18 protein-coding genes are annotated in these 22,312 nt (G+C 58.3%); 14 read left to right on the top strand and 4 right to left on the bottom strand.

Annotated elements, in window-relative coordinates:
* Positions 1–732 precede the first annotated feature (732 nt).
* The 5 genes from dnaK (at position 733) to CCANI_RS12480 (ending at position 7,204) form a co-directional block, all read left to right on the top strand.
* Positions 733–2,562 (top strand): molecular chaperone DnaK, encoded by a 1,830-nt coding sequence (gene dnaK / locus CCANI_RS12500; protein ID WP_146324024.1) that lies wholly within the window; start codon positions 733–735, stop codon positions 2,560–2,562.
* Positions 2,559–3,149, top strand: a complete 591-nt coding sequence (gene grpE / locus CCANI_RS12495) for a nucleotide exchange factor GrpE (RefSeq protein WP_146324023.1) — start codon at positions 2,559–2,561, stop codon at positions 3,147–3,149. Before dnaK ends, grpE begins: the two co-directional genes overlap by 4 nt.
* A 107-nt stretch (positions 3,150–3,256) precedes the next feature.
* Entirely contained in the window at positions 3,257–4,405 is a 1,149-nt protein-coding gene (dnaJ, locus tag CCANI_RS12490; protein WP_146324022.1) for a molecular chaperone DnaJ, read from the top strand.
* Positions 4,402–4,815, top strand: a complete 414-nt coding sequence (locus CCANI_RS12485) for a heat shock protein transcriptional repressor HspR (protein ID WP_146324021.1) — start codon at positions 4,402–4,404, stop codon at positions 4,813–4,815. The genes dnaJ and CCANI_RS12485 overlap by 4 nt, the downstream gene beginning before the upstream one ends.
* 1,735 nt (positions 4,816–6,550) lie before the next feature.
* Positions 6,551–7,204, top strand: coding sequence for an ABC transporter ATP-binding protein (locus CCANI_RS12480; RefSeq protein WP_186750171.1), 654 nt, complete (start codon positions 6,551–6,553; stop codon positions 7,202–7,204).
* On the opposite strand, the gene CCANI_RS12475 is transcribed toward CCANI_RS12480, so the two are convergent.
* Complete coding sequence (locus tag CCANI_RS12475; protein WP_290210929.1) at positions 7,181–7,963, bottom strand: transposase family protein; 783 nt, start codon at positions 7,961–7,963, stop codon at positions 7,181–7,183. The genes CCANI_RS12480 and CCANI_RS12475 overlap by 24 nt on opposite strands.
* 122 nt (positions 7,964–8,085) lie before the next feature.
* On the opposite strand from CCANI_RS12475, the gene CCANI_RS12470 reads away from it, so the two are divergent.
* The 4 genes from CCANI_RS12470 to CCANI_RS12455 all read left to right on the top strand — a co-directional run bounded on the left by CCANI_RS12470 (position 8,086) and on the right by CCANI_RS12455 (position 12,358).
* Positions 8,086–8,367: a hypothetical protein gene (locus tag CCANI_RS12470; RefSeq protein WP_146325671.1), complete on the top strand. Its 282-nt coding sequence runs from the start codon at positions 8,086–8,088 to the stop codon at positions 8,365–8,367.
* 20 nt (positions 8,368–8,387) lie between these two features.
* Entirely contained in the window at positions 8,388–9,068 is a 681-nt protein-coding gene (locus CCANI_RS12465) for a hypothetical protein (protein WP_146325672.1), read from the top strand.
* Positions 9,069–9,724: 656 nt separating this feature from the next.
* The gene (gene exaC, locus CCANI_RS12460; protein ID WP_146325673.1) at positions 9,725–11,245 is read left to right on the top strand and encodes an acetaldehyde dehydrogenase ExaC; all 1,521 of its coding nucleotides are present in this window, start codon (positions 9,725–9,727) and stop codon (positions 11,243–11,245) included.
* A gap of 87 nt (positions 11,246–11,332) precedes the next feature.
* Positions 11,333–12,358 (top strand): zinc-dependent alcohol dehydrogenase, encoded by a 1,026-nt coding sequence (locus CCANI_RS12455; RefSeq protein WP_146325674.1) that lies wholly within the window; start codon positions 11,333–11,335, stop codon positions 12,356–12,358.
* Here CCANI_RS12455 and CCANI_RS12450 read toward each other — a convergent pair.
* Both CCANI_RS12450 and CCANI_RS12445 read right to left on the bottom strand, forming a co-directional pair.
* Entirely contained in the window at positions 12,355–13,437 is a 1,083-nt protein-coding gene (locus CCANI_RS12450) for an alpha/beta hydrolase (protein WP_146325675.1), read from the bottom strand. The genes CCANI_RS12455 and CCANI_RS12450 overlap by 4 nt on opposite strands.
* Positions 13,428–13,667 (bottom strand): hypothetical protein, encoded by a 240-nt coding sequence (locus CCANI_RS12445; protein WP_146325676.1) that lies wholly within the window; start codon positions 13,665–13,667, stop codon positions 13,428–13,430. The genes CCANI_RS12450 and CCANI_RS12445 overlap by 10 nt, the downstream gene beginning before the upstream one ends.
* Before the next feature lie 101 nt (positions 13,668–13,768).
* On the opposite strand from CCANI_RS12445, the gene CCANI_RS12440 reads away from it, so the two are divergent.
* Positions 13,769–14,551, top strand: coding sequence for a carbon-nitrogen hydrolase family protein (locus tag CCANI_RS12440; RefSeq protein ID WP_146325677.1), 783 nt, complete (start codon positions 13,769–13,771; stop codon positions 14,549–14,551).
* A 739-nt stretch (positions 14,552–15,290) separates the two neighbouring features.
* On the opposite strand, the gene CCANI_RS12435 is transcribed toward CCANI_RS12440, so the two are convergent.
* The gene (locus tag CCANI_RS12435) at positions 15,291–16,049 is read right to left on the bottom strand and encodes an FAD-binding oxidoreductase (protein WP_246118312.1); all 759 of its coding nucleotides are present in this window, start codon (positions 16,047–16,049) and stop codon (positions 15,291–15,293) included.
* Here CCANI_RS12435 and CCANI_RS12430 point away from each other — a divergent pair.
* The 4 genes from CCANI_RS12430 to CCANI_RS12415 all read left to right on the top strand — a co-directional run bounded on the left by CCANI_RS12430 (position 15,972) and on the right by CCANI_RS12415 (position 22,309).
* Complete coding sequence (locus tag CCANI_RS12430) at positions 15,972–16,280, top strand: hypothetical protein (protein WP_246118313.1); 309 nt, start codon at positions 15,972–15,974, stop codon at positions 16,278–16,280. The genes CCANI_RS12435 and CCANI_RS12430 overlap by 78 nt on opposite strands.
* Before the next feature lie 226 nt (positions 16,281–16,506).
* The gene (clpB, locus tag CCANI_RS12425) at positions 16,507–19,029 is read left to right on the top strand and encodes an ATP-dependent chaperone ClpB (RefSeq protein ID WP_146325679.1); all 2,523 of its coding nucleotides are present in this window, start codon (positions 16,507–16,509) and stop codon (positions 19,027–19,029) included.
* A 189-nt stretch (positions 19,030–19,218) separates the two neighbouring features.
* A complete protein-coding gene (locus CCANI_RS12420) occupies positions 19,219–21,693 on the top strand; it encodes a NosD domain-containing protein (RefSeq protein WP_146325680.1) in 2,475 nt (824 codons plus the stop codon).
* Between the two features lie 52 nt (positions 21,694–21,745).
* Positions 21,746–22,309 carry a lysoplasmalogenase gene (locus tag CCANI_RS12415; RefSeq protein ID WP_146325681.1) on the top strand — a complete coding sequence of 188 codons (564 nt, stop codon included), beginning with the start codon at positions 21,746–21,748 and terminating at the stop codon, positions 22,307–22,309.
* The last annotated feature ends 3 nt before the right edge of the window (positions 22,310–22,312 follow it).

Here is a 22,312-nt window from a genome sequence, read left to right as displayed (position 1 = left end):
GGACTCCTTCTTCCTTTGTATGCAAATGCGTGTATTACAAGTGTTTGCGGTATGACACGGATCGGTCACAACGGAAGGTAGGTGGCCGGTCCCCAGCAGGACGTGTCCGCCCGCCAACAGCTTGGGGAGCGAACATGGCGAAAAAAGCCCAAGGCGGCGAGGGTGACCGCGGGGGTAGCAAAACCATAAAAGGTTGAGGCAAAGGGGGCTCTCTTTTCATCCAATGGTGGTGTTGCCGTAGCCGATCGCCGTTCGGGTCACACACAGGTATGGAGACCTAGCGGCAGTCGATGCGTGACGTATGGGGAATATAAGGGATCTTATGGCCCATATCACCTGAAGGCTAGTGGGGGTAAAGGTGGGGTTGAGGCGGGTCCGGCAACTAGGCGGCAGAGCTGTGCTGCGGGCGGGTGGATGCGGAGGTTTTGCGGGTGTTTGGTCGGTGTGTAGATGGTGTGTGGTGGGTGCTGAGTTGGTGCGTACGGGTGTGCGATCCGGCTGGAAGTCGCCTGTTTTTTCAACTATTTTTGGGGTGCTGGCCTGCGGTTATGTAAAAAGTTGAGTCGCGCGGGAACAACTTTATTAGTTGGCCTGTTATACAATGTGAAAAGCTTGAGTGGTGGCCACTCAAGGTGGCTGCTAATGTGGTCATCGAAGGTTGAGTGCTGCGATGTCAATCTCAGGCTTTGAGAATGTTGCACTACGAACCCTAAACATCAGGAGGAACACACTATGGGACGCGCAGTAGGCATTGACCTCGGCACCACGAACTCGGTTGTCGCCGTTTTGGAAGGCGGAGACCCGGTAGTTATCGCGAACGCTGAGGGCTCCCGCACCACCCCGTCGGTGGTTGCATTCGCCAAGAATGGCGAGGTTTTGGTCGGTCAGTCGGCGAAGAACCAGGCCGTGACCAACGTCGACCGTACGATCCGTTCCGTCAAGCGCCACATGGGCGAAGACTGGAACGTCGGCATCGATGAAAAGAAGTACACGCCGCAGGAAATTTCCGCGCGTACCCTGATGAAGCTGAAGCGCGACGCTGAGGCGTACCTGGGCGAAGAAGTTACCGACGCCGTGATTACCGTCCCCGCCTACTTCGAAGACGCGCAGCGCCAGGCAACGAAGGAAGCCGGCCAGATCGCGGGCCTGAACGTGCTCCGCATTATCAACGAGCCGACGGCTGCCGCACTGGCCTACGGCTTGGAAAAGGGCGACAAGGAGCAGACCATCCTGGTGTTCGACCTCGGTGGCGGCACCTTCGACGTGTCCCTGCTGGAGATCGGCGACGGTGTGGTGGAAGTCCGCGCCACCGCCGGCGATAACTCGCTGGGTGGCGATGACTGGGATCAGCGCATTGTGGATTGGCTGGTGGAGAAGTTCAAGGCCAGCACCGGCATCGACCTGACCAAGGACAAGATGGCCATGCAGCGCCTGCGCGAAGCCGCGGAAAAGGCAAAGATTGAGCTGTCCGCCGCGCAGACCGCAAGTATCAACCTGCCGTACATCACGGTGGATGCGGACAAGAACCCGCTGTTCTTGGACGAGACCCTGTCGCGCACCGAATTCCAGCGCATCACCCAGGACCTGCTGGACCGGACGAAGGCGCCGTTCCACCAGGTGATCAAGGATGCCGGTGTATCCATCAAGGACGTTGACCACGTGGTTCTCGTCGGTGGTTCCACCCGTATGCCTGCCGTGACCGATCTGGTGAAGGAACTCACCGGCGGCCGTGAGCCCAACAAGGGTGTGAACCCGGACGAGGTTGTCGCCGTTGGTGCGGCGCTGCAGGCCGGTGTGATTCGCGGCGAGGTCAAGGACGTGCTGTTGCTGGACGTCACCCCGCTGTCCCTGGGCATTGAGACCAAGGGCGGCGTGATGACCAAGCTTATTGAGCGCAATACCGCCATCCCGACCACCCGCTCGGAAACCTTCACCACGGCGGAAGACAACCAGCCTTCCGTGCAGATTCAGGTCTTCCAGGGCGAGCGCGAGATCGCTGCGCACAACAAGCTGCTCGGCTCCTTCGAGCTTGGTGGCATCGCACCCGCGCCGCGTGGGTTGCCGCAGATCGAAGTCACCTTTGACATCGACGTCAACGGCATCGTGCACGTGACCGCCAAGGACAAGGGCACCGGCAAGGAAAACACCATCAAGATCCAGGACGGCTCCGGCCTGTCTCAGGAAGAGATTGATCGCATGATCAAGGACGCCGAGACGCACGCCGAAGAGGACAAGCGCCGCCGCGAAGAGCAGGAAGTGCGTAACTCCGCCGAGTCCATGGTGTACCAGACCCGGAAGTTCGTCACCGAGAACGAGGACAAGATCTCCACCGAGATCAAGGACAAGGTTGAAACCGCAGCTAAGGAAGTTGAAGAGGCACTCAAGGGTGAGGATATCAACGCCATCAAGACTGCTGTAGATAATCTATCTACCGTGTCCCAAGAATTGGGCAAGGCGATCTACGAAGCCGAAGCCGCTGGCGCCTCCACCACCGATGGAGCCTCAGCTGATAGCGACGTCGTCGATGCCGAAGTAGTTGACGAGGAAGAAGACAAGAAGTGAGCGACACCCCGCGTGACCCGAAACTCGACGCCGCGATCGACGAGGCGTTAGCCGAAGCCGAGGAAGCAGCAGCCGCCCCCGAACAGGTGGAGGAAGCTGAAGTGGAACAGCCAGTTGAGGGCACCGAGGTCGAGCCGGATCAGGACGGAGACGGCGAGGTTTCCGAGGTGGAATCGGAACTCGCCGAGCGTACCGAAGACCTGCTTCGGATCACTGCCGAGTACACCAACTATCGTCGCCGCACGGAACGCGAACGCACCGTTGCGATCGAGATGGCCAAGGCGCAGGTAGTGACCTCGCTTCTCCCGCTCATTGACGACCTCGACCTTGCCGGGCAACACGGCGCGCTCGAAGAGGCAGGGCCGTTGAAGTCCTTGAACGATAAGTTCCGCGCCACGCTCGCCGGCATGAATGTCGCCGAGTTCGGTGCGGAAGGGGACGACTTCGACCCGGAACGCCACGAAGCCGTCCAAGATTTTTCCGAAGGGGACGACAAGGTCATCGGAACCGTGCTCCGGCGCGGGTACCTTATGGGTGACCGTCTGCTTCGAACCGCCATGGTGATCATCGCCGATCGCAAAAACTAAGTCACCGCGGGTCCGCGTTCTCGTGGGCCCGCGTGTGCATGTCACCCGTACCAGGTTGCACACAATAAAATTCATTGATTTAAGCCTCAGGAAGGAGGAGCCCAGTAATGCGAAGTGAATGGGCGGAAAAAGACTACTATGCGGACCTGGGTGTTTCCTCGTCCGCGAGCGCTGAAGAAATCAAGCGCGCTTACCGCACACTCGCCCGCGCAAACCACCCCGACAAAAATCCAGGAGACAAACGCGCCGAAGAACGCTTCAAAAAAGCCGCCGAGGCCTACGACGTTCTCGGAGACGAATCCAAGCGTGCCGAATACGATGAGTTCAAACGAACCCTAGCCACTGGCGGGTTCGGCGGACTCGGAGGCTATGGTGCCGGGTTTCGCGGACAGGACTTCTCGGATATTTTCGGCGGGGGAGGATATAGCCAGGAAGGTGGTCTTGGTGACATCTTCAGTGGCCTTTTCAACCGCGGTGGTGCTACTCGCAACACGGCTCGGGCTACGCGAGGGGCCGACGTCGAAACGGAAATTACACTAGATTTCCGCGAGGCGGCCAAAGGAACGGTCATCCCGATCCAACTCACCGGCCAAGCCCCCTGTAGCGCCTGCCACGGTTCGGGCTCCCGAACCGGCAGCACCACCACTTGTACCACTTGCCACGGTTCCGGCTACCGCAGCGAAAGCCGCGGCGCCTTCGGACTCTCCGCCCCCTGCGAAGATTGCGATGGCACCGGCCAGCGAGTCACGGATCCCTGCCACGAATGCTCCGGCTTAGGCACCGTGCATCGCACCCGGTCCATTACCGTACGCATCCCCGCCGGAGTCATCGACGGGCAGAAAGTACGCCTCGCAGGCAAAGGCGAAGCCGGCCCCAAAGGCAAACCCGCCGGTGACCTCTTTGTCACCGTTCGTGTCCGACCTGACGCCGTCTTTACAAGGACTGGCGACGACCTGGAGGTCACCGTCCCCGTAAGCTTCGCCGAACTAGCACTCGGCGACACAGTGAGTGTGCCCACGCTGGATGCTCCCGTTCGGGTCAAGATCCCGGCTGGGACGCCGAACGGGCGCACCCTGCGGGTGAGGGGACGCGGCGTCCCAAAGCGGGACGGTAAAGCCGGGGACTTGCTGGTCACGGTCAATGTCACCGTGCCCAAAAACCTCGACGCCGTCTCCGCCACTGCACTACGAACCTATGCAGAAGCGGAAAAAGCCTCCGGGTTTGACCCGCGTAGCGGATGGGCTGGGACGAAATGAACAGGGAACAGACCGAAACGGAGTTCTTCGTCATCTCCGTCGCGGCCGAACTAGCGGGCATGCACGCCCAAACGCTCCGAGCGTACGACCGTTTGGGCCTAGTCACGCCCATGCGATCCCGCGGGGGCGGCCGCCGATACTCGCGACACGACGTGGATTTGCTCCGCGAAATCCACCGGCTGAGCCAAGAAGAAGGCGTGAACCTGGCGGGCATTAAAACCATTATTGCCTTGGACCGGGAAAACGACCGGCTGCGCCGCGAAAACGACCGGTTGCGAGCCCAAAACGAAGCACTGCAAACGGAAAACGAACGGCTACAAACCCAACAGCCTAGGCCCCGAGGCGAAATCGTCCACGTACCGAGGTCTACCGCCGTGGTGATGTGGGAACCACGTCAACGCAAACGGTAAAACACGTACACGATCCGCGACCCATCCCTGATGGTGCCGCGGATTTCGTGTTTCTGGGGGCGGTGAGGTTGGAGCGCGCGTAGCATGTGCGGGTTGGGTAACGCGCGGGTTGGGTAACGCGCGGATGGATGTCCCCGCCAAAACGGCCACTTCCCGATGGGGCGGTTACCGAAAAGGAAGCTTTAGAACTGGGAACCTTCCGTGTGGAGCAATTCCCGGACAATTAGGTTACGGTCAATCAAATTGGACAAGATCGATAGATCCTGTTTTGCGGGATCGAAATTGGCGTTCCTATTAAAGTATCCCGGAATTCTCATAAAAGGCCTCATATGAGCCCTTCAGTTGCTTGCAACCTATCCCCAAGCGCTGAGATGAACGGTGTCTACTGATATTTTTTACATCAAAATCTCGAAATCTGTGTAAAAAATATCGCGTCGGAGGCCTGTGGCGGCTCTCGATGATGAAAATTACACAGAATCCGGGATTCGTGTGTAAAAAAACTTCATGTGGAGTGCGCGACCTATCCCAAATGGGGGAGTTGGAGCTCTCGCTGCACCGTTAGGCTCCGGAGCTTATGGCTAGGACCGCAATTGATGGCGAAGCTGGCTTGCTCGGCGACTGTCTCGCCGCCTCCAACGATTGGTTTTCCGCAACACTTTAAACCTCGGAAGGTCCGGTCAAGCCCAATATGTTTCCGATGTAATACTTTATTGACGCAGTGCCATAGGAGCCCTTCTCAGCGCTTGAAGTTGGTTGCCCATGGTTGACTATGGCCGAATTGCGCTAATCGCGTCATTTTAATGTATCCGGTTGTGGTCGACCTATCCTCAGGTCCGGAGTTGAACGGTGTCTACTGATATTTTTTACATCAAAATTCCGAAATCTGTGTAAAAAATATCGCAACGGAGGCCTGCGGCGGCCCCCGGCGATGAAAATTACACAGAAACCGGGATTCGTGTGTAAAAAACGTCATATGAAGTGCGCGACCTAATGTTGATGCTGCCATTCAGCCGGGTTTGCCAATGGTGTAGCTCGAAGTGCGATGGGTTGAGGCAAGATTGCCGCCAGCTAGTCGGCGTTGGGTGTCCAGGTCCGGTGGCGGGCACCCAGTTCCGACGACATGACTCCAAGTTTGGGCTTGAAGCGTGGGCAACTGAAGTCTAAGCCCCGCAGTTTCCGGGACAACAGCTGCGGACGCGTGCCGGCGTGCTGTGCGCCACTTTAGTGTTTGGCAGACTGGTGATAGGTTGTGCAAACTCGTTTCAGTGTTGTCTACTTGGGCGCTTGGGTGTGCTTCAGGGCTTTAAGGTCCAACGTCTCGATTGCTACTTAAACCTGCAGTTAGACCGCCGTTGTGAACATGTAAACTATTGAGCTTGTCCGAGGAGCCTGAAGTCATGGCAGCATGGTTTATCTTGTTACCCCCGCGCGGGGGCCGATGTTTATGTGACTCAAGCCACCAACTTGAGATAAGCAAAATTTCCTATATATAGTTCAAAGCACTGCAGATAACTCATTCATACTGCTTCGATAGATATATACTGCTTTATGCTAACTCGAGGGTGACAATATGATGAAAGCGAAGTGCAAAAGCTGGCTAATTTGAGATAGGTGTACCAATTCTGAATCGAGTCGACGATAGAGGGGTGTTTGCTGCGCGAGTGCGATAGCAAAACTGAGCATGGTCTATTAAATTTGATATCAAATTAAACGAGGGAATGCCGTTATTGTGTTAGTGGATAAAGATAGCGTTATTGAGCTAAGGGATGTTAACGTTATTCGTGGCAAAAGGAGGATCTTTAGCGATGCCACGCTAGAGCTTGAAGCAGGAAGTATTTATGCGATAGCTGGTCCAAATGGTGCTGGTAAGACGACGTTGCTGGATACAATCACCGGCTTAATTCGCCCGACGCAAGGCACTGTGTCTTTGTTGGGGCAGACCCCTCCTTTGGCTGCTGACCTCGCGAAGAGCTACTTAAAGGTATTAAGGCAGGACGGTCGACCTTTTGATGATTTGACTGTGCGGGAATTTATCACATTCGTGGAACAGGTTGACTCGGCTGAGGTAGAAAACTGCCGTTCAAGGTTTGGTCTATCGGATGAGTTGCTTGATCAGAAAATATCGAGTTTATCCGGTGGTGAGGCAAAGCGGCTGCAACTCCTAACTACTGTTGCTACATCTCCGCCCGTTGTAATACTTGATGAGCCTACGACGGGCCTGGATCCAGCATCTCGAGATATTCTCTGGAAAGAGATCAGGAGGCTGCGCGATAACGGATCAACCGTGCTGTTGGTGACCCACTACTTAGAGGAAATGGATTCGCTCGCAGACCAGCTCATTTACATTCGCAACCAAGAAGGTTATTCAGGGGTTTCTGTAGAAGAATAGCTTGGTAAGGGTTTGTATTGTGCGCTTCGTGGTGGCTATGGGTAATCGGCAGTCGGTGTGAAGTATTCGCCAGTTTTTGATGTGGGCGATTGCTTGTTCGACGACCCAGCGGATGGATGCAAGAGCGTTGTTGAAGCGCTGCTGCCAGGGTTCGAGAACCTTTTGCCCGTTGTTGCGTTTCTGGGGGATGTCAAAACCAGTACCTACGTACCCAAGGTCGGCGGTGACATAGTCGCCTGGCAACACGGTGGTGATGCCCAGCTTATCTGCGATGCGCTTATCGTGAGATCTCCCAGGCATTGGCGGGCTGATGTACTCGATATTGCCGTTCTGGTCGGTCAAGACTGCGAGGTTGTGGCCGGTGGCTTTGCGTTTGCCGCTGATCAACTGTTGTTGCCCTTTCCATGACCAGCATGGGACCAATGTCCCATCGAGGACGCGATGGCGCGTTGGTACGAGGTCTTCCACGGTTGGTGCGGTTGGGAGAAAGCGTTCCAGAAGGTCAAGGACTGCGTTGATGGCGCGGGAAATCGTGGGTTGGGACACCCCATAGATCGTGGCGATCACACGTTGCGGGAGATTTTCGCTCCAGTAGTAGACCAAAGCGCATTCCAGGCTACTGACTAACCCCAAACTAAGGGGGCAATGATGTGTATAACCTGCGGTTTCGATGTCGTTGGCTAGCGCGATAATCTCATCAGTCGAACATTTGCTAGTATTGGCCCAGCGGTACAAGGCATTTGTGTTTTGTTTTGTCATAGATTCATTATGCGGAACCTTGTATCGCCTTTGCTATGTTCGGGGGTATTGAGGTCGGAAAGTCCACCCGGCAAAACCCCAGCGGTTGAATAACCCTCCAACATGTTCATGGTCCATTTCAGTTGGCTGAACTCAAGGCAGAGCTTGGGTATGTGATTTCAGTTTCGTGTGCCGATGGACAGGCTGCGGAGCAGATTTTTAGCGAGTTTGACCCATTTGCAAGGCGGGAAGGGCAGAATCCAAACAGAGTATTGATATGTGTCGATGACGTCGACGATGTAATGAGTACTTTAGCGAAGCTGACTACTGATTCGCGCGTGCGCGCCGAAATTCGAGATTTGAATGTGGCAGCGACTACGCTGCGCACTATTTTGGAATCATTTGAAGAAAGCGAATTAAAGTGAAGCCGATTCTGAGTTATATCATGAAATACATAGTGCGCGGAAGAATTAATCAGATTATGACTTTAGGGGCGCCTGTCCTGGCGTTCGCGATGGCACTGTGGATGGGGAACGGTGCAAATGTTTCGGGACGCGTCCAAACTTCTTTATCAATGAGTTTTATTGTTCAGTTGTTTGGTATTTATATGGCGTTAGCCGGTGTGATTGTTGGTATGCGTGGAAATTGCTCGTTACTTTGGCTTTTTGATCGGGGATACCGAAAGAGTGCGATTATCGGAATGTTGCTAACAGCCGGATTTCCAGTGGCTTTCTTACAGTCCTTCGCGGTTATAAGTGGGCTATTTTTAACAGGATATCTGCCTGGGAATATCGTTCCGTTTGCTGTGTTAGGTGCATTTGTTCAGTCGATCAGTGTCAGTGCGGCAGGCATATTCGTCGGAACAATCAGCCGTGATGTTGCAGTGTTGCAGTGGGTGAGTTTGCCCCTATTGTTGCTTGGCGCTGTGGCAATCAACCTTGCTGGAGTCCTTGATCTCTCGATCATCGCAGCTCTGCCGTTTGGTGTCGGAATGGTGGTTGCATTAGGTGGGCTCGATAACTCGATGGTTCCCGTGTTCGGTGCCATCACTGCATCTGTTCTTTGGACCTCGGCCTTCATTTGGTTGAGTGTGGTGGGCTGGAAGTGGAGCTCCCGCGCTGCTTGACGGCAAATCTGGTGCCTCATAAGTTGCGGCAGCTGATCGCTTCCTGGCACGGGCTTCGTGTTGGCTCTAGGCAAAAGTGACTCGACCGACGGTCCAGAACTGCAGCGACAAGGGGTTACCTGACTAAATTGACCTAAGTCACGTCCAAGTGTGGGGCAACTGAAGTCTGAGCCCAGCGGTTCCGGGATAAGTAGGCGGCACCCGCCCAGGAATCCCGCTTAGATTCCACGTGAACCCGGGGCTCACAATGGTGTGATTTGTTCAAGGTCAAAAATTCGTCAGCGCTGCGCTATGGGGTAATATTTGCTACCTAATTCCAAATGCTGGTTCAAGGACTCAACAGTAGTGCAGGTTGCGTTTCGGCTGAATTTTTGCTGTTAGACAGCTATGGGGGTGATTAACCCCCCAACGGTTCCCAATTTTGGTACAATTTGTCGGAATTGGGGGTGCTGCAATGGGGTGCTCTGGCATTCGGGTTTCCGGCCGCGGACGCGCGCGTAAAAGGCCTGTAAAAGGCGAGGAAATGAGGGGTACCAAAAGGTCAGATGCCAAAAACTTTAAAAATATGATTTACAACACTTGTGCGCGTGGTTAGGCTCTGTGGTATCGGCGTTCGCGAGGTCGGGCGCTTGTTGTAAAGAAGGGAAACCCAGCAGATGACTGTTTACGCAAACCCGGGCACACCCGGTTCGTTGATCACCTTTAAGGATCAGTATGAAAATTTCATTGGTGGGCAGTGGGTACCGCCGGTAAGCGGCGAGTATATGGATAATGTCACCCCGGTCACCGGTGAAGTGTTCTGTCGTGTGCCTTTGTCCCAGGCTGCGGACGTAGAGCTTGCGCTGGATGCGGCGCATGCGGCCAAAGACGCTTGGGGCAAGACTTCGCCCTCGGAACGCGCCTTGATCCTGCATCGCATCGCCGACCGCATGGAAGAAAACCTTGAGATGCTGGCGGTGGCGGAAACGTGGGAGAACGGCAAGGCCGTCCGCGAAACGTTGATCGCTGATATTCCGCTGGCCATCGACCATTTCCGGTATTTTGCCGGGGTGGCGCGCACGCAAGAGGGGCGCATTTCGCAGATCGATAATGATACGGTCGCGTACCACTTCAAGGAGCCAATTGGCGTGGTCGGGCAGATCATCCCGTGGAACTTCCCCATCCTTATGGCAACGTGGAAGCTCGCCCCGGCGCTCGCGGCGGGCAACTGTGTGGTGCTTAAGCCGTCCACGCAGACGCCGGTTTCCATCCTGGTGGTCCTCGAGCTGATCCAAGATCTGCTCCCGCCGGGCGTACTGAATGTGGTAAACGGCCGCGGTGGCGCGGTGGGCGACGCCCTGACCAGCACCGATCGTGTGTCCAAGATTGCATTTACCGGCTCCACCTCGGTGGGCCAGCAGATTCAGCGCGCGGTGGCGGAAAAGGTTATCCCGGTTACCCTCGAGCTCGGCGGCAAGTCGCCGTCGGTATTCTTCCCGGACGTTATGGACGCGGATGATGATTTCCGCGCCAAGTGCATCGAGGGTCTCGCCATGTTTGCCCTCAACCAGGGTGAGATTTGCACGTGCCCCTCGCGGGCGCTGGTGCACGAGTCCATCGCCGATGAGTTCCTCAAGCTTGCCGTGCAAAAGGTGAAGGAGATCCGCACCGGAAACCCGCTGGACACGGACGTCATGATGGGCGCCCAAGCCTCTGCCGATCAAATGGAAAAGATCGTTGGTTACCTAGAGTCCGGGCCTGCGGAAGGCGCGGAGGTGCTTACCGGCGGCGGCGTCGCAACGTTCGAAGGCTTGGAGGGCGGCTTCTATATTGAGCCCACGATCCTTAAGGGCGATAACTCCATGCGCTGCTTCCAGGAGGAAATCTTCGGCCCGGTGCTCGCCGTCACCACGTTTAAGGATTACGACGAGGCAATCGCGATCGCCAATGACACCATTTACGGTCTCGGCGCTGGCGTTTGGACCCGCAGCCAAAACCTCGCCTACCGCGCGGGCCGCGATATTCAGGCTGGTCGCGTCTGGGTGAACAATTACCACTCGTACCCGGCGCACGCTGCGTTCGGCGGCTACAAGATGTCGGGCATTGGCCGTGAGAACCACATGATGATGATGGACCACTACCAGGAAACGAAGTGTCTGCTTGTTTCCTATAACGATAAGCCAACGGGCCTGTTCTAGGACGAGCCTCGCGGAGAGACCGGTGAATCACCGGTCTTTCGTCATTTCTACACCATATTGAAAAAAGTTCCCCTTAAGGAGGGCGCTATGACTGAGAAGTTTACAGCCGCGATCGTCGAAAAATTCGGCCCCGAGCTCGTGATCGGCGAACTGGAACTCCCCAAGCCTGGCCCACACCAAGCCCTAGTGAAGCTGCTTGCTTCGGGAATCTGCCATACAGATCTCCACGCTGCGGAAGGCGATTGGCCGGTCAAACCCGAACCGCCGTTCGTCCCCGGGCACGAAGGCGTGGGCGAGGTGGTCGCCCTCGGCGAGGGGGAGCATGATGTCAAGGTCGGCGATATCGTAGGCAATGTGTGGCTGTGGTCCGCGTGCGGCCGTTGCGAGCATTGCCGCACCGGGTGGGAAACGCTGTGCAACCAAGCGGAGTACGGCGGCTACACCGTGGACGGTTCATTCGGGCAATACATGCTGGTAGACACCAGATATTGCGCCCGAATACCGGAGGGCGCGAACCCGGTTGAGGTGGCCCCGATCCTGTGCGCGGGCGTCACCGTGTACAAGGGGTTGAAGATGACGGATACCCGCCCCGGCCAGTTCGTGGTCGTCTCCGGCGTCGGCGGCCTTGGCCATATCGCGGTGCAATACGCGGTGGCCATGGGCATGCGCGTCATCGCGGTGGATATTTCGGAGGATAAGCTGGAGCTTGCCCGCAAGCACGGCGCGGAGTACGTGATTAATGGTCGCGAGACGGATCCCGGCCCCGCCGTGGAGGCCTACACGAAGGGCGGCTCGCACGGGGTGTTGGTTACGGCCGTGCACCCGAACGCGTTCCGCCAGGCCATCGATATGGCGCGCAAGGGCGGCACGATTGTGTTTAATGGGCTCCCGCCGGGCGATTTCCCCGCGCCGATCTTCGATATTGTGTTCAAAGCGCTGACCATTCGCGGTTCCTTGGTGGGCACCCGCCAGGATCTCGAGGAGGCGTTGGACTTCTACGCGCGCGGCATGATTAAGCCCACCGTCACCGAGTGCAAGCTCGACGACGTCAACTCTGTGTTCGAGGATATGCGGCACGGGCGTATCGACGGCCGCATGTCCATCCGTTTCTAGCCACCCAACGCGCCCACCTTCCGCAGGAATTCCTGGTTTCCCCAGTATCCGCTGTGGTCGGTGGGTGTGTCCCAAACCTCCGCCCCGAAGCGCGGATGCGTGGGGTCCGGCCCGTGTACCCCGCCTGCTGCGGCGGCGGCGAAGCTGATGGGATCGCGGTCGCCGGTCACGGCGATCACCCGCGGATGCTCCGAATGCAGCTTGAGTTCGCTTGCGTGTTCGGCTACGACTCCGGGGCTACCGAGGAGTACGAGGGCGTCCGCATCCAGCCCCGCGCGCGCCGCGTTCCCGGCCACCACCGTGCCGTAGCTGTGCGCCACGATCGTGCGGTATTGCTCAGAGTTTCGATTGGCGAGCGCGGCCTGGAATTCGCGCAATGCGGCGCCGCCGTCGATGGCGGGTTCGGCGACCAATGCGGCCGGAATGCTGTCCGGCGCGCGGTAGCCCAACCACACCACGGAAGCCCCGGTTTCCTGCGCTAATCGACGCCCGCGCCCCGCATACCCCACCCAAGTTTCCGGCTGCGAGGAGCCGACGCCGGCCACGATGGTGGCTACCTTTCGGGAGTGTTCCAGGTCGCCATAGGCGATCACGAGGTGGCCATCGCCGGATTCGAGTATGCGTCCGTCCGGGCCCGCGATCGCCTCCAGCTCGGGCGTGGCGTTGAGCTCGTGGATCGCGTCGATGGAAAGCCGATCAAGGTCCGCGAATCTGTGCCGTGGCGGCACCGCATCGGGTGTGCAAATCAGTTCGATCTGGCTGGCGCAGGCGGCATCGAGGGCAGCGCCCATGGCGCACAGGGTGTTTAGGAACGAGGTGGTGGTTTCGGATTCATCGCCAAATTTCCGCGCCCACTGCCAGGCGTGGTCCAGATCGAGCTGGGCGGAGGCCACATCCGAAAGCACATCGGCCACCAGTTCCTGGGTGCGGCGGAGGGCCTCCCAGCGCTGGTGGATGCGGGTGGCCTCGGCGTCCGCGGCGTCGAAAATAGTGCCTAATCCGGCGAAGGTGGGTGGGGTAAACCAGCCGCTGCGCAGCTGACGGGCGCAGGCGGCGGCGAGTGCGGCATCTATTGGCATAGCAACCGCCGAGCAGTCGCGGCATCCACATCGCTTCCGCGCTCCAGGAACGTACGTACGACGTGTTCCCAATGGATTGTGGAAGCCTCGAGCTCGGCGCTGCCACGTTGCCAAAGCGCGGCGGCGTGGGCGAGCGCGGCGTCGGTAAGCGGGCCGCCGATGGGGAAACCGGTGCCTAAAATCGGTGCGGGAAAACGAACGGTCTGGGTGGGATCGAATTGCAGGGTCATGCTTCAACCTTGCTCGGCGCGCGTGGCGGAGGGAAGGGAAACCGGCAAGGGGCGCGCGGAAACTGTGGATAACTACACAAAATCCACATACAGTGTGAGGTATGCGAATCGCAGCAGTGCAAATCCGAAGCAGTTCAGATACAGTGGATAACTTGGCCAAGGTGGAGCACTGGGCGCGCAAAGCCGTGGAAACAGGTGCTGACCTGTTGGTATTCCCAGAAGCGACCATGAAGGCGTTTGGCACCGGGCGGCTGGACACGTGCGCCGAGTCTATCGACGGCCCCTTTGCCACCCGCGTGCGCGAACTTGCGGAATCCTTGGGAGTGATCATCGTGCTGGGGATGTTTAGCCCCGCCGATGAATGGAAGGGCAAGCGGCGGATCTATAACACGGCGCTGATTACTGGGCCGGGGATCCACCGCGGGTACCGCAAAATACACACCTACGATGCGTTCGGATTTATGGAATCGGACACCGTGAAACCTGGTGAGGAGACCGTTACCTTCGAATGCGGGGACGTTACGGTGGGGGTGGCGGTGTGCTTTGACGTGCGCTTTCCGGAGCAATTCAAGGTGCTCGCCATGGATGGGGCGCAGGTGATCGTGCTACCCGCCTCGTGGTCCGGAGGGCCGGGGAAAACCGAGCAATGGCAATTGCTTACCGCCGCGCGGGCATTGGATTCCACCTCGTATGTGGTCGCCTGCGACCAGGCCGCGCCGGACGGGGAAGACCCAGGCGGGGCGCCGGTCGGGGTGGGGCACTCCGCGATCATCGGGCCGACCGGGGTGCCGATAGTCACCGCTGGGACGGCGGAGGAAATAATCTACGCGGACGTGGACGTGGCGCACGTTGCGGAAGTCAGGGACTCGATACCTGTGCTGTGAGCGTGGGTTGGTTCGAGAAAGTTCGAACGCGACTGCACGAAAAAGCCTTGTGAGATGAAGCCGCGGGTGATCCGCCAATGGGTCGTATGCGGTTCCGGATAGGTTGTGTGCAGCCGTTGACCTGCGATCGTCCGGAATTTCTTCATTGGGGTGTCCAACGAAGAATGGAAGGACGAGCTGCGGTGTTTTCGGCCGAGATTCGTCCGGAATTTCTTCGTGAGACCCCCGAATGAAGAATAGAAAGACCAGCCCCAGGTCGGCGGTTGCACACAACCCATCGGCGGCGTGATGTGGCGGGGGTGAAGTGGCTGCCGAGCTTCGCGCTCAGGCAGATTCGACACGCCGGCCGCCGCGCGGTGGTGTTTCCGCAGGACGCCGAGTTCGAGCTGTTAGATCTGCCTGCGGCAGATCCGGCGAAGGGGGTTGGTTCGAGAAAGTCCGACCATTATCGCCTGGGAATGCTCTCCCAGCTGCTCCCGCCAATGGGTCGTATGCGGTTCCGGATAGGTTGTGTGCAGCCGTTGACCTGCGATCGTCCGGAATTTCTTCATTGGGGTGTCCAACGAAGAATGGAAGGACGAGCTGCGGTGTTTTCGGGCGAGATTCGTCCGGAATTTCTTCGTGAGACCCCCGAATGAAGAATAGAAAGACCAGCCCCAGGTCGGCGGTTGCACACAACCCATCGGCCGCTGAGGCCTCACCCCAACCACCCGTCGCCCCCACGATCCAAGCCCGATAGCTATAGCGGGTCGTGTTGAATGATTGATTCGGGTGTGCCTGCTTGAATCATGGTGTCTTTAATAGATTGCACTTCCTTGGGTGGGCCGGCGATCAGGATATCGCGGTCGTCCCACGTGCCATAGGAGGTGACCACCTCGCCGAGCTTGCCCGTTTGGCGCAGGTGCAGGCCGCGGGGCGGTTGGGAAAACTTCGTGGCGCCAACAAACCAACTATCGGTGGGGTGCGTGGACACCGGAATCACCGATAACCACGGCGCTGTGCCTGCGATATTCCATAGATCGAGCAGATCGTAAAGCTCCCCTGGGTATTCGGCGCCGAAAAACAGGTGCACGCGCGGCTGGCCTTGGCGGGCGGCGAGTTCCAGCAGTATGGCGCGCATGGGGGCGAGGCCTGTGGTGTGGGCGATCATAAGGATGTCGCGCTGGTAATCCACGTGCATTTTGCCTAGTGGGGTGCCAAACATCCATTCGTCGCCAATACGTGCTTTCGCAAGTGTGCGCGAACACTCGTCGGTTGCACGCACGTGAAATTCCATGTGACCATACCTATTCGGGGGTAAAGCGGGAGAAAGGAACCGCCAATGCCCTTGGAGTAACGGCATGGTGACAGGTAAATATTGCCCCGCTGTAAATGGAATAGGCTCCGCCTCTAAGCGCACGACATAAATATCCCTACTGCGTTGCTGGGTGGCCACAACGCGCCCCTCATAAGTAATTCGCTCACCACCGGCTTCGGCCTCGCGGGCGGCGGTTGCCATTATTTCGGCGGCCTCGGTAAAGATGGCCTCCGTTTCAATGATTTCCTCAGGGGGCACAGTATCGCGCGCTATGGATTGCAAAGCGCGGCACATGGCCTGCGCAAAGATTTCGTAATGTTCTGGGCGGGCGCCAAAGCGAAGATGTTCGGCCGCGAGTTGACGGAGAACCGCCACCGTTTTCTCGTCAAAGGGGGCCCGTTTAATCAGGTAACAAACGGCGTCAACGAGTGAACTATGCGCAGGTGTAGGGAACAGTAGCAACGTTTCTGGGCGTGCTCTTGTAAAGAGTTCTTGAGTACGTTTCCGGAACTCTTCTGCATTGGCGCGAAGGCAGTCGATGATCACGCCTATATTTTGCCTCATATTTGCAGGTTGAGTGTGAACGACTCAACTGGAATAAAAATTTTTCTGATAGGTTGAGTGGAGTAGGCGCAACTACGACTAGGAGAACAAACAGATGAGTAATTACACGACTAAAACCCAAGAGGCCCTGCAGGCCGCTGTACAACGCGCATCCGCGTTGGGTAACCCGGACATTCGCCCAGCCCATGTGCTGGCTGCGATCTTGGAGCAGCCGGACAGCATCGCTATACCCGTGCTGCAATCCGCGGGCGGGGACGTGGACGCGATTCGAGCGGGCGCTCGAGCCCAGATTGATTCTTTTCCGCGTGCCGCTGGCGCCAATATGGCGAACCCGAATTTCAGCCGCGACATGGTGGCCGCGTTTGGGATTGCGCGCGACCTAGCTACGGAGCTCGGCGATACGTTCTTGTCCACCGAGGTTTTGGTCGCCGGTATCGCACACGGTAGCGATGAGACCGCCAAGCTGTTGCCTTCCTATGAGGACATCCGCGCGGCGTTCCCCAGCGTGCGCGGAAATAAGAAGGTCACCACGGAGGACCCGGAGGGGCAGTTCCAGGCTTTGGAAAAGTACTCCACCGACCTGACCAAGCGCGCCCGGGAAGGCAAGATCGACCCCGTGATTGGGCGCGATTCGGAGATTCGCCGCGTGGTGCAGGTGCTTTCGCGCCGGACCAAGAACAACCCGGTGCTTATCGGCGAACCCGGCGTGGGTAAAACCGCCATCGTGGAGGGCCTGGCCCGCCGCATTGTCGCCGGTGACGTGCCGGAATCGCTGAAGGGAAAGACGCTGATCGCCCTGGATCTTGGTTCCATGGTCGCCGGCGCGAAGTATCGCGGCGAGTTCGAAGAGCGGCTCAAGGCTGTGTTGGATGAGATTAAGGATTCCAACGGCGAGATCATTACGTTTATTGATGAGCTCCACACGATCGTTGGCGCCGGCGCCACCGGCGAGTCCGCGATGGATGCCGGCAATATGATCAAGCCGATGCTGGCCCGCGGTGAGCTGCGCCTGGTCGGTGCAACCACCTTGGAGGAGTACCGGAAGTACATTGAAAAGGACGCCGCCCTCGAGCGCCGCTTCCAGCAGGTATACGTTGGTGAACCTTCTGTGGAGGACGCCATCGGTATCCTTCGCGGGCTTAAGGAACGCTACGAGGTGCACCATGGTGTGCGGATTCAGGATTCCGCTTTGGTCGCCGCCGCCACGCTTTCGGACCGTTACATTACCTCCCGGTTCCTGCCGGATAAGGCCATTGACTTGGTCGATGAGGCCGCGTCTCGGCTACGCATGGAAATCGACTCTTCGCCGCAGGAAATTGACGAGCTTGAGCGCTCGGTGCGTCGATTAGAAATTGAGGAGATGGCGCTGGCGAAGGAGACGGACGCCGCGTCCAAGGACCGCTTAGAGGCATTGCGGCGTGAGCTTGCCGACGACCGCGAAAAGCTCGGGTCGCTCACCGCAACGTGGACGAACGAAAAGCGTGCTTTGGATAGGACCCGCCAGGTAAAGGAGGAATTGGAAAACCTCCGTCAGGAGTCCGAGATCGCCGAACGTGACGGTGATTATGGTCGCGTCGCAGAGCTCCGCTATGGCCGCATCCCCGAGTTGGAGAAGCAGCTCGCGGAGACCGCCGTGGACACCACCTTGCTGGATGAGGAGGTCACACCCGACACCATCGCGGAGGTGGTTTCGGCCTGGACCGGCATCCCGGCGGGCAAGATGATGCAGGGCGAGACGGAGAAACTGCTGGCCATGGAGAAGGAGCTGGGGCATCGCGTGGTCGGCCAGCTCGAGGCTGTGCAGGCGGTGTCCGACGCTGTTCGTCGTTCCCGCGCCGGTGTGGCGGACCCGAACCGTCCGATGGGTTCCTTCCTGTTCCTGGGCCCCACGGGTGTGGGTAAGACGGAGCTGGCCAAGGCGCTCGCCGGGTTCCTTTTCGACGATGACCGTGCGATCGTGCGCATCGATATGTCCGAGTACGGTGAGAAGCACTCCGTCGCACGTTTGGTCGGTGCGCCTCCCGGATATGTGGGTTATGACGCCGGCGGCCAGCTCACCGAGGCCGTGCGTCGCCGCCCGTACTCCGTGGTTTTGTTCGATGAGGTGGAAAAGGCTCACCCGGATGTGTTCGACGTGTTGCTGCAGGTCCTCGACGAGGGTCGCCTGACCGATGGCCAGGGCCGCACGGTGGATTTCCGGAACACTATCCTGATCCTCACGTCGAACTTGGGCGCGGGCGGCACGCCGGAGCAGATGATGGAGGCCGTGAAGCATGCCTTCAAGCCGGAGTTTATTAATCGCCTCGATGACGTGGTGGTTTTCGAATCGCTCACCCAGGAGCAGCTCGCCAATATCGTGGACATTCAGGTTGCGCAGCTTGCGGAACGGCTCGCGGCGCGGCGCCTCGTCCTCGACCTTGACGAGGGTTCCCGCAAGTGGCTGGCCGAACGTGGGTACGATCCCGCATATGGTGCCCGTCCGTTGCGCCGGCTGATTCAGCAGGCGATCGGCGACGCGCTGGCCAAGAAGCTTTTGGCTGGTGAGATCCGTGACGGCGATACCGTGCACGTGCGCGCCTCCGCCGGGGGCGACGGGCTCGACATTACCGGTAGCTAAGCGAACCGCTTTTCGACGCCCCGCCTGACCTGGCGATTGTGCCCACCCCCAGCGTGTCCACACACGTATGGGGGTGGGTAATTTTTATCGCACTATAGGCGCTATGAGTGCTGCTAACATCGTTTGATGCAAGTTTGCTAACACAATCTTGTGCTCAACGAAATTGTTGGACCTGATTGGAGCCTTGAGATGCGACCCAGGCCTTTATCCATCAAGGGGGCGGCCGCCGCGATCGCTGCTTGTCTGTTCCTCACCGGCTGTGAGGACCCTAATGCGCAGCAGCAGACAGCGCCGCAGGCGCGGGGGAATCAGGAGGAGGCCGCAACCTCCACGCCAACATCGCAGCAAGAGCCGGAGCCCCGTGCGTACGCAGTGCAGCAACCAGCCCAGGCCGTACCGGATAGCCCAGGGCTGCATCGGCGCATGGAGCCGCATTTCGAGGAAAGCGAACTGCCGCAAACGCCGCGCATCTCGGGTAAGGAAGTGCCCATGCCCCAAAACTTCCCGGTCCCAGTTGCGGCGGTGGAACAACCCCAAGACACTGCCCCGGAACCAGCTACGCAGCAAGAGCCAGCCTCACCCCAGCAGCCCGAACAGCCGGTTGCGCCCGCCGCCCCGGAAAATCCGGTGCAACAGGGCCCAGCGGTGGAACAACCCAGCGCCGTGGAGCCGAATGTGGTGGAGTCGCAACAGCAGCCCCCCAACCAGCCCAGCGTGCCGGAACCAAACCAGCCGCAGCAACCGCAGCAATCCCAGCAGCCACAGCAACCCCAACCTCAGCAGCCGCAGCAGCAGCAACCGGCCCCGGGGCCAGCGCAACCCAACCAGCCGCAACAATCCCAGCCACAGCAATCCGATTCGGATTTGGATGGCCTCGATGAGCCGCTGCCAGATGTGGATCTCGAAGAGCCGGAAGGCACGGTAGGGGAGGACGGCGAGGAGAGCGGGACGTCGAAAAGCAATACCTCGGAAAGCTCAACGACGGCGAAGTCGAAGACCAGCGAATCCAAGACCTCCGCAACAAAATCGACGGAATCAAAAAAGCCTGACGAGGGCCCGCGGAAATTCGCCACCATCGCGGAGGCGCGCAAAGCGAACGTCGCGGACCGTGAATTTTTGGTGACCGACGGCGCGGCCACGGTACGCTTTGTGCGCGATTTGACCAAGGACAAAGGCGCGGACCTGGAAATTCAAATTGGGAATTCGATTTACGGCACGAAATTCGAAGAAGAGGTCAGCCTACTCGCCTATGAATTCGCGGATGATGCCACCGATGTAATTCAGCACGCATTGGGTTTGGCGGGCGAGCGGAACCTTGGGGTGAGCCTGAGCCCGAACCAGCGATACGTGATTACAAAGCGCGTTTCCATTCCCAAGAATGTGAAGTATTTCGATGGGCATGGTGTGAGCATCGATGTGAATACCGAGGCCAGCCAGGACAGCCCTACCAGCACCTTTGAATTCGTGCGCGGTGCGAGCGGGACAACGATACGGAATTTCACCATCGATTTGAGTGACGCAAAATTCACTCGCGGTATCGCCGCCGTGGCTGTTACGGACATCACCATTACCGGTGTGACCATGACGGGCCTGAGCTACCGCGGCATCGAACTCGCCGCGGACGGCGGGGATCTGAAGAACATCCGGGTGGAAAACAACCGGATAGAGAATATTGTTGGTGAGAAGGAAACCAAGGGCCAGGTCATTTCCATTTCGGTGAATTCTGAGCGCAACGATCCCGACGATCGCTTTAAAAACAGCGCCAGCCCAATCTGGGACAGGTACGTGACCGACGGTACCGTGAGCCCGAACCGTTACGAGAATAGCAATATTTCGATCGTCGGGAATTATATCCACGGCGGGTATTACGGGATTAGCTTCTCTGGGGTTTCCGATAGCGTCATTCGGGATAATGAGGTCACCGCGAACACCCGCAATATTTCCATGCAGAACAATTGCAATAACAATGTGGTGGAGCACAATAGCCTGAGCAATAGCTATTCCTCCAGCGTGCATATCGCCTACAACTCAAACGGGAACGAAGTGCTGAACAACACAGTGCGCACGGAGGTTTCCCACGGTCAGGCGCTATTGCAGGCGTACCAAGATAGTGACCGCAATACGTTCCGCGGCAATTCGGTGACGGTGGTGGGCGAACAACAACCCAGTTGGCTGCTGTATGTGGGCACCGATTCGGACGATAATGTCTTTGTAAACAACACCATCGATGGCGCGGCGCGCAGGGCCGTGGTGGGCATCGAATCCATTTGGGACGGCCGCTCCGCGGAATCGAACTTGAACGGTGCGCCGACCAATCTGCATTCGTATATGTCCAATGGGACGATTGAAAGCCCAGTGGATAAGTCCAAGGTCACCTATGGTGGCGGCCGCGGGCCGCTGCGCAATGTGACGGTGGAGGATAACGTGTTTACGCCCAGGAACGCGAACACGCCGCTGGTGTATGTCGGCGCCGAGGTGACCGGCGGGCAGGTGGGCAACGAGCGCATTGTGGGCGATATTCATGGGGTGTCGCTTGCCAATAACACGATCGTTGGCAACGGCTGCTCCGAGCTGTTAAAGACGCACACGGGCGGGCTGCCGGAGATTGGCGAGGCGAAGATCATTTTCCAGAACGATAGCGTGGGCGAGCATAAAACGAACTAGTGCCCGAACCGTGGCCACACATGTGCTGTAAATCAGGCTAGGCTACAGCGGTATGAGCCTGTCTGATTTTCGCACCCCATTACGATTCGTTTCGGCGGCCGCCACGGCGACAACAACGGTGGCAAAACTGACCAAGCGGCGGAAATTGCAGCGGGTGGCCAAGATGTTGATCGTGCCGCCGTTGATCGATTATCGCGACCCGCTCATGGTGCTCGGCGGGCTCGGGCACGCCGCCGGGGATTTGGTGTTGCTGCGGAAGAATCGCAAATTGGAGCAAGGTGCCGCCTGTTTCGCGGCGGGGCACGCGGCCATGATCCTGTGCCAGGTGCGTCGCGGGGTGCGGCCGCAGTACCCGTGGGTGCATGCGGGGTTGTGGCTGGCTGCGGTGCCATTGATCCGCGATCCGAAGCTGCTGGCCTATGGCGCGCTGTTGGCGGCGTATAGCAGTTATTCGCGTTCGCTCGGCGGCCCGCTGTTCGTATTGAGCGACGCGCTGATCATTGCGAACAAGCGTTTTCCTCACCCGCTGCTTGATGCGGCGGTGACGGTTACCTATGGAAGTGCGCAGTTAATGCTTTTCGCTCCCGATGAAAGTTCTTATCGGCAGGTAAACTAACAC

Source organism: Corynebacterium canis (genome assembly GCF_030408595.1).
Taxonomy (GTDB): domain Bacteria; phylum Actinomycetota; class Actinomycetes; order Mycobacteriales; family Mycobacteriaceae; genus Corynebacterium; species Corynebacterium canis.
Note: the sequence above shows the minus strand (reverse complement) of the source record. Positions and strands in the feature narration are given on the sequence as shown.